We start from the raw sequence: 7,168 nt of genomic DNA on the forward strand, positions 1-7,168 counted from the left end.
CCACCATCTCCGGCGAGGTGATCGGCGTGACCGTCGTCGACGACGAACGGACCGATGTGGTGATGACCGTCACCCGGGACGATCCCGGGACCGCCGCCTACTGCATCGTCCGCGCGCAGGACCAGACCAAGGGCGAGGTCGGCCGCCGGGAGGTGTACGTGCCGCCATCTGAGAACACCGCGATCCAGGTCGACATGTCCATCGCCACCTCGGCCCGCGCGTTCGTGGCCGACGTCTACGGCTGCGGCGACGACGTCCCCGATTACCTGCGCAGGTAGGGGTTCTCGGGCCCCGAACCAGGTCACCGCTGTGTTAGCATCGTCCCATCAGCACGGCTCCTTTCGCGGGGCCGTGTTTTTCGTACAGCAGCACACACACGAACAGATTGGAGTGCGCTCTCATGGCGAACGACACCCAGGGCTACTGGTTGACCCAGGATTCGTACGACCGCCTCATGGCCGAGAAGGAGGCGCTGATCGCCAACCGTCCGGTCATCGCCGCCGAGATCAACGAGCGGCGCGAGGAGGGCGACCTCAAGGAGAACGCCGGGTACCACGCCGCGCGTGAGCAGCAGGGCCAGGAGGAGGCGCGCATCCGTCAGCTCGACGACCTGCTGGCCACCGCCCAGGTCGGGGAGACTCCCACCGAGACCGGCGTCGCCCTGGTCGGCTCCGTGGTCCGCGCCTACTACAACGGCGACGAGGACACCAAGGAGACCTTCCTGGTGGGCACCCGTGGCGAGGGCTCCGGCAAGGACGACCTCGAGATCTACTCCCCCGACTCCCCGCTGGGCCGCGCGATCCTGGGCGCCAAGGTCGGCGAGAGCCGCGAGTACACCACCCCGAACGGCAAGTCCGTCTCGGTGACGATCGTGACCGCGGAGCCGTACCAGAGCTGACCGGCCACGACGGGCCCGGTGGTAGGTTCTTCACGACTATCGGGCCCGGTTCGACCAGCCCGATCCCGCGCCGGCGTTTCCAGGAGTCCCACGTGACAGACGGTTCCCACGACAGGCCATTCGGCCCGGCACCGAAGATCGAATCGGCGGCCGAGCAGGTCCTGGGACCGGCGCTGCGTACGGGGCAGTCACCGTTCGACGACGAGCTCTACACCTGGACCCCCGAGGTCGCGGAGGAGCTCATCCGGCGTCTGGACGGGGACGCCGAGGAGCACACGGGTGAGCACTCCGCGGACTCCACCCGCTCCCCCGTGATGCAGGCGCTCCACGACCAGCTGGAGGGCGCCCCGCGGCCGGTGGTGCTCCTGGCCGCCGAGTTGCTCTACATCCAGCAGCTGCCCCTGTCGACGGTGACCGCCCGCCTCAAGCGGGGACGGATCAGGGACGTCCTGTCCTGGATCGACGACGCCCCGGAGATCCCCGAGGTCCTCGACGAGGCGCTCGGAGAGAAGGGCCCGCTCACCGGCGGGCTCGGGTTCAACGTCCAGATGCGCGAGCACCTGCGGTGGCTGTGCACGTTCGTCATCCACTGGGCCGAGCTGGAGTCCGCCGAACGCGACGCGGCGCTGACCGACCCGTGGGAGTTCCAGCGGGCCGCCCGCTCGACCCCCGGCGACTGGCGGGCCATCCGCTACAGCCTGCAGTACCTGGCCTGGCCCGGGTACTTCCAGCCGATCGTCAAGCACGAGCACAAGACCCGGATCCGCGACGCCTTCGCCGACCTCATCGGCTGGCCGTCCGGGATCGACGAGCTGGACATCGACCAGGACCTCCACCGGATCGCCGAGACGCTCTCCGCCCAGCTCGGCCAGCCCGTCGACTGGTACCGGGGTGCGATCGCCAACCAGTGGCAGCGCCACCGCGACGACCACTCCCGCCGAGCGTGGCTGGTCCGACCCGGGCGCGGCGGCGTCGGTCAGGCCGGTCAGTGGGTCGCGCAGAACCGGATCGCGCTGCCCGCCTCCCACCTTCCGCGCATCCCCGCCCACGCCAGTCGGCTCGAGGTGTCCCAGGCCGTCGAGCAGGGGTACCCGCACCTGGACTACCAGGCACGGTTCCAGCTCACCGCGGAGCTGCACACCTTCCTGTCCCGGATGAGCCCCCAGGACGTGGTGGCCACGGTCGCCGACGCCAAACTGCACCTGGGCACCCTCACCGACGACCTGGGTTACGTGGAGGACGGCGGTCAGCAGCTCGAGCGCTCGGTGCGGTGGCACTCGGTCACGCTCGACCTGGACACCCTCCCCAGCCCGCTCTCGGAGCTGATCGGGGAGCCCGGCACCGTCGTGGACCTCACCGACGGCCTCGACGCCCTGCTCGCCGCCATGCACCCCGGCCGCCACTCCGCCGAGTCGCAGGTGGCGGAGGCCCCGGGCGCCGGGACGGTGCCCACCCTGCCCGACATCTCCGACGAGCTCGCCGACAGCCTCCACATGCCGCGCAAGGAACTGCAGGAGATCGTGGACACCCTGCAGGAGCGGCAGCAGATCGTGTTCTACGGCCCGCCCGGCACAGGCAAGACCTACCTCGCGCAGGAGCTCGCGCGCTTCCTCGCCGGCGCCGACGACCCGAGCCGGGTCCAGTTGGTGCAGTTCCACCCCAGCTACGCCTACGAGGACTTCTTCGAGGGCTACCGGCCCACGCTCACCGAGTCCGGTCAGCCCGGATTCGCCCTGCAGGCCGGGCCGCTGCGCCGCCAGGCCGCGCGCGCCACGTCGGACTCCGGGCGCGAGCACCCGAGTTTCCTCATCATCGACGAGATGAACCGCGCCGACCTGGCCCGCGTCTTCGGCGAGATGTACTTCCTGCTCGAGTACCGCGACCGCACGGTCCTGCCCCAGTACAGCCCCGACACCTCCTTCCGGTTGCCGCGCAACCTGTTCATCATCGGCACCATGAACACCGCCGACCGGTCGATCGCCATGGTCGACGCCGCCATCCGGCGTCGGTTCGCCTTCATGGAGCTCCACCCGGACACCCCGCCGGTGGCGGGCGTGCTGCGGCGCCATCTCGAGGCCCGTGGCGTGACCACCGAGCCCGCGGACCTGCTGGAGGCGCTCAACTCGGAGATCGACGACTCGGACCGCGATCTGCGGATCGGGCCGTCGTACTTCATGAAGGACCGGGCCACCGAACCCGGCGGGCTCGAGGCGATCTGGCGGTACGACCTCCTCCCGCTGCTCGAGGAGCACTACTACGGACGCCTGTCCCGCGCCGAGGTCCACGAACGCTTCGGGCTCGCGACCCTGCGTCGGAAGATCGGCCGGGCGTGATCTCCGCCTCGACGGGATCCGCGGCGTCGGAGACCATCGAGTTCGACGAGTTCGACCGCCGTGGCCGGCTCGTCACCCTGAGTTGGGAAGGCGCGCAGCACCTGTCGCAGACCGGGCTGGTCGAGGTATTGCCGGCCGGGCGTGACACGTGGCGCCTGATCCCGTGCGGCAGCGTCGGCTCGGTCCGGGTCGAGGGACTGTCCGTGCGGGTCCTGCCCGCCGCCAACCTGGGTCTGACGCAGTTGTTCTTCCTCCTCGACCACGCGGCCGACACCGCGTTCCTCCCGTCGGCCGTCCAGGCGAGGGACGACGACGAGCTCTGGGTCTCCGTGGCCGAGTCCATGGCCGCGTTGGCGCACCAGGCCCTGTCGTCCGGGCTGCTGCGCGGGTACCGCAGGGTCGACGAGGCGCTGACCACCGTGCGCGGCCGGATCCGTCTGGGCGACCAGATCCGCCGCCACCCGGGCATGACCATCCCCCTGGAGGTCACCTACTCCGAGTTCACCCCGGACATCGCCGAGAACCGCATCCTGCGCACCGCCGCGCACCGCCTGCAGTTCCTCCCCGACCTGCCGGACGCCACCCGGCGTCGACTGGCGATGGTGGACGCCCGGCTGGCGGACGCCACGTTGATCGGCCAGGGCGCCCCGGTCCCCACCTGGACGCGCACCCGGCTCAACGCCCGGTTCCAGAACGCGCTCGCCCTGGCCGACCGGATCGTGCGCCGCATCTCGGTGGAGGTGGAGGACGGCCACGCGGCGTCGGCGGCGTTCGTCACCGAGATGCCCGCGCTGTTCGAGCGCTTCGTGGAGGCCGAACTGACCGCCGCCCTCGACGGCTGTGGCGGACGGGTGCTGCAGAACCCCGTCGTCCACCTGGACACGGGCCTCGAGCAGGCAGACGCCGGGGACGCCGGGTCGAGCAGCGCCGCCGGTGGAAGGTCTGGCCGCCACAGCGCGCCCGACACCGAGGGCGACCACATCTCCGTGCCCACCGGCCTCGTGTACGAGGTCGACGGCGAGCCGGTCACCACCTTCGTCCCGACCTATCCCACGGACCGCCGCGCCCGCGCCGCCGAGCACTACCGCCTGCTGGCGGCCTGCACGGCGCTCGGCGTGGACCGCGCGTACCTGGTGTATCCGGCACAGCGGCGCGACGACACCCCGCAGCCGCGGCGGATCGTGCACACCGACATCTCGATCGTCGAGTACCCGGTGGATCTCTCGATGGGGCCACTCGAGAGCCGCAGGACTATCGTCGAATTATCGCAGCAGGCCCGCGAGCTCGCCATACCGAGCGCCGCACGCCACCGCACCGGAGGGAGACGCCACGCCAGATGAGCCAGTCAGATGATCCGGCCCGCAAGATCGTCGTCAACCTCGCACTCGTCGCGGTGGGCACCGTCGGGGCCTATCGGGGCGCCTACGAGCTGCTCGCGCAGCAGGCCAGGATCGCCCGCCGGGTGATCCCCAAGCCCACCTCGTGGCCCTTCGACGGCGACGGCCTCTACCGGCCCGGCGCCGAGACCGCCGAGCCGTGGCGGCCCGGGATGACGTGCGACGCCCACCTGATGATCTTCGGGGACTCCCTGGCGGCCGGGCTCGGCGCGGCCGACGCCGCCCAGGTGCCCGGGGTGCTGCTCGCCCGCGGACTGGCCGAGGAGTCCGGGTGGGACGTGCGGCTGAGCAGCAAGGCGATCGTCGGCGCGACCTCCAAAGGACTGGCCGGCCAGATCGACGCCGTCCGCGTGACCGGCGGAAAGCCGGACATCTCCGTGATCCTCATCGGCGGCAACGACATCACCGCACGCAACTCGATCGGCCCCTCCGCCCGGCGAGTGGGCGAGGCGGTCAGCGCCCTGCGCGAACTCGGCTCGAGCGTCGTGGTGGGGACCTGCCCCGATCTCGGCACCATCAAGCCCGTACCCCAGCCGCTCCGGACCGTCATGGCCACGCTCAGCCGCAGACTGGCGGCCGCGCAGACCGTGCAGGTGCACAAGGCCGGTGGCACCCCGGTGTTCCTCGCCGAGGCGCTGGCACCGGAGTTCCGCGCCCGCGCCGACAGCCTGTTCTCCCCCGACCGCTTCCACCCCAACTCCGACGGCTACGAGCTCATGGCCGGGCTGCTCCTGCCGGCCGTGTGCGTTGAGCTCGGCGTGTGGGACGAGATCCCGGAGACCCGGCCACCCGCCGACGCCGAGGAGGACGAGGCCTCGCTCGACGCCGCCGAGGACGCGATCGAGGCGGCCGGGGACGCGATCGAGGCGGCCGGGGACGCGTCCGACGAGGCCCGCGACTCTGTCGTCGCCCGGCTGACCAAACGCCTCACCGACTTCGTCCGCACCCACGAGGACGCGGACGACGCCGACGAGAACACGTACCTGCATAATGAGGACGTGGACGGCGACCCCGAGAGCACGGGCGATGCCCGCGAGGCAGCGGACACCCTCCGCCGCCGGAGCCGGATCCTGCGCGTGACCCGCTCCACGCGGGACCCGTCGGACTCGGATCTCCCGATCGACCACACATAGCACTCACCTGCAACGAAGGAGCCTTCCATGCCGGAAGCCGTGATCGTCTCGTACGCCCGTTCCCCCATCGGGCGCGCCAACAAGGGATCCCTCGTGGGCATCCGCTCGGATGACCTCGCCGCACAGATGGTCAAAGCCGCACTGGACAAGGTCCCGTCCCTCGACCCCACCCAGATCGACGACCTCATGCTGGGCTGTGGCCTGCCGGGCGGCGAGCAGGGCTTCAACATGGGCCGTGTCGTCTCCGTGCTCGCCGGCCTGGACACCGTCCCCGGCACCACGGTCAACCGCTACTGCTCCTCCTCGCTGCAGACCACGCGGATGGCGCTGCACGCGATCAAGGCCGGCGAGGGTGACGTGTTCATCTCCTCAGGTGTCGAGACCGTGACCAACTTCGCCAAGGGCACCTCCGACCACTGGCCGGACACCCACAACCCGATCTTCGCCGACGCCGAGGCCCGCACCGGCACCCGCGCCGAGGGTGGCGCCGAGACGTGGACCGACCCCCGCGAGAACGGCCTGCTGCCGGACGTCTACATCCCGATGGGTCAGACCGCCGAGAACGTCGCGCAGATGACCGGCATCACCCGCGAGGAGCAGGACCACTGGGGCGTGCGCTCGCAGAACCGCGCGGTCGCCGCCGTCGAGAACGGCCACTTCGCCAACGAGATCACCCCGGTGACCATGCCCGACGGCACCGTGGTCTCCACCGACGACGGCCCGCGGCCCGGCACCACCTACGAGAAGATCTCGCAGCTCAAGCCCGTCTTCCGCCCCGACGGCACCATCGCCGCCGGCAACTGCTGCCCGCTCAACGACGGCGCCGCCGCGCTCGTCATCATGAGCGACACCAAGGCCAAGGAGCTCGGCCTCACCCCGCTCGCGCGCGTGGTGTCCACCGGCGTCTCGGGCCTGTCCCCCGAGATCATGGGACTCGGCCCGATCCAGGCCGTCAAGAACGCCCTGAAGATCGCCGGCAAGTCGGTGTCCGACATCGACCTGTTCGAGATCAACGAGGCGTTCGCCGTCCAGGTCCTCGGCTCCGCCCGCGAGCTCGGGATCGAGGAGGACAAGCTGAACATCAACGGTGGCGCCATCGCGCTGGGCCACCCGTTCGGCATGACCGGCGCCCGCATCACCGCCTCGCTCATCAACAACCTGCAGGCGGCCGACAAGCAGTTCGGCGTCGAGACCATGTGCGTCGGCGGCGGCCAGGGCATGGCGATGGTGCTCGAGCGCCTGAGCTGATCCCCGCCCGCGCGGCCTGATCGCGCGGCCGGCCCGGCGTCGACCCGGCGTCGGCCCGGCGTCGACCCGGCGTCGACCCGGCGTCGAGAAGAGCGTTCCGAACCCGTTTCCCCAGGGTGGTCTCTAGGAGCTAGCGCAACACCCTGACGGATCGGGGTG

6 protein-coding genes are annotated in these 7,168 nt (G+C 70.9%); all 6 read left to right on the forward strand.

Features of this window, described 5'->3' with window-relative positions; genetic code table 11:
• The coding region (locus G6031_RS12195) for a DUF4307 domain-containing protein (protein WP_182653404.1) at nt 1-278 on the forward strand (278 nt) is incomplete at its 5' end.
• Between the two features lie 122 nt (nt 279-400).
• Nucleotides 401-898, forward strand: coding sequence for a transcription elongation factor GreA (gene greA / locus G6031_RS12200; RefSeq protein ID WP_017835774.1), 498 nt, complete (start codon nt 401-403; stop codon nt 896-898).
• 92 nt (nt 899-990) lie between these two features.
• Nucleotides 991-3,231, forward strand: a complete 2,241-nt coding sequence (locus G6031_RS12205; RefSeq protein ID WP_182653405.1) for an AAA family ATPase — start codon at nt 991-993, stop codon at nt 3,229-3,231.
• Nucleotides 3,228-4,571, forward strand: coding sequence for a hypothetical protein (locus tag G6031_RS12210; protein ID WP_182653406.1), 1,344 nt, complete (start codon nt 3,228-3,230; stop codon nt 4,569-4,571). Before G6031_RS12205 ends, G6031_RS12210 begins: the two co-directional genes overlap by 4 nt.
• Nucleotides 4,568-5,761 carry an SGNH/GDSL hydrolase family protein gene (locus G6031_RS12215; RefSeq protein ID WP_182653407.1) on the forward strand — a complete coding sequence of 398 codons (1,194 nt, stop codon included), beginning with the start codon at nt 4,568-4,570 and terminating at the stop codon, nt 5,759-5,761. Before G6031_RS12210 ends, G6031_RS12215 begins: the two co-directional genes overlap by 4 nt.
• A gap of 27 nt (nt 5,762-5,788) precedes the next feature.
• On the forward strand, nt 5,789-7,009 hold the full coding sequence (locus G6031_RS12220; RefSeq protein WP_182653408.1) for an acetyl-CoA C-acetyltransferase: 1,221 nt from the start codon (nt 5,789-5,791) through the stop codon (nt 7,007-7,009).
• The last annotated feature ends 159 nt before the right edge of the window (nt 7,010-7,168 follow it).

This window comes from Dietzia sp. CQ4, assembly GCF_014145125.1.
GTDB classification, from domain to species: domain Bacteria; phylum Actinomycetota; class Actinomycetes; order Mycobacteriales; family Mycobacteriaceae; genus Dietzia; species Dietzia natronolimnaea.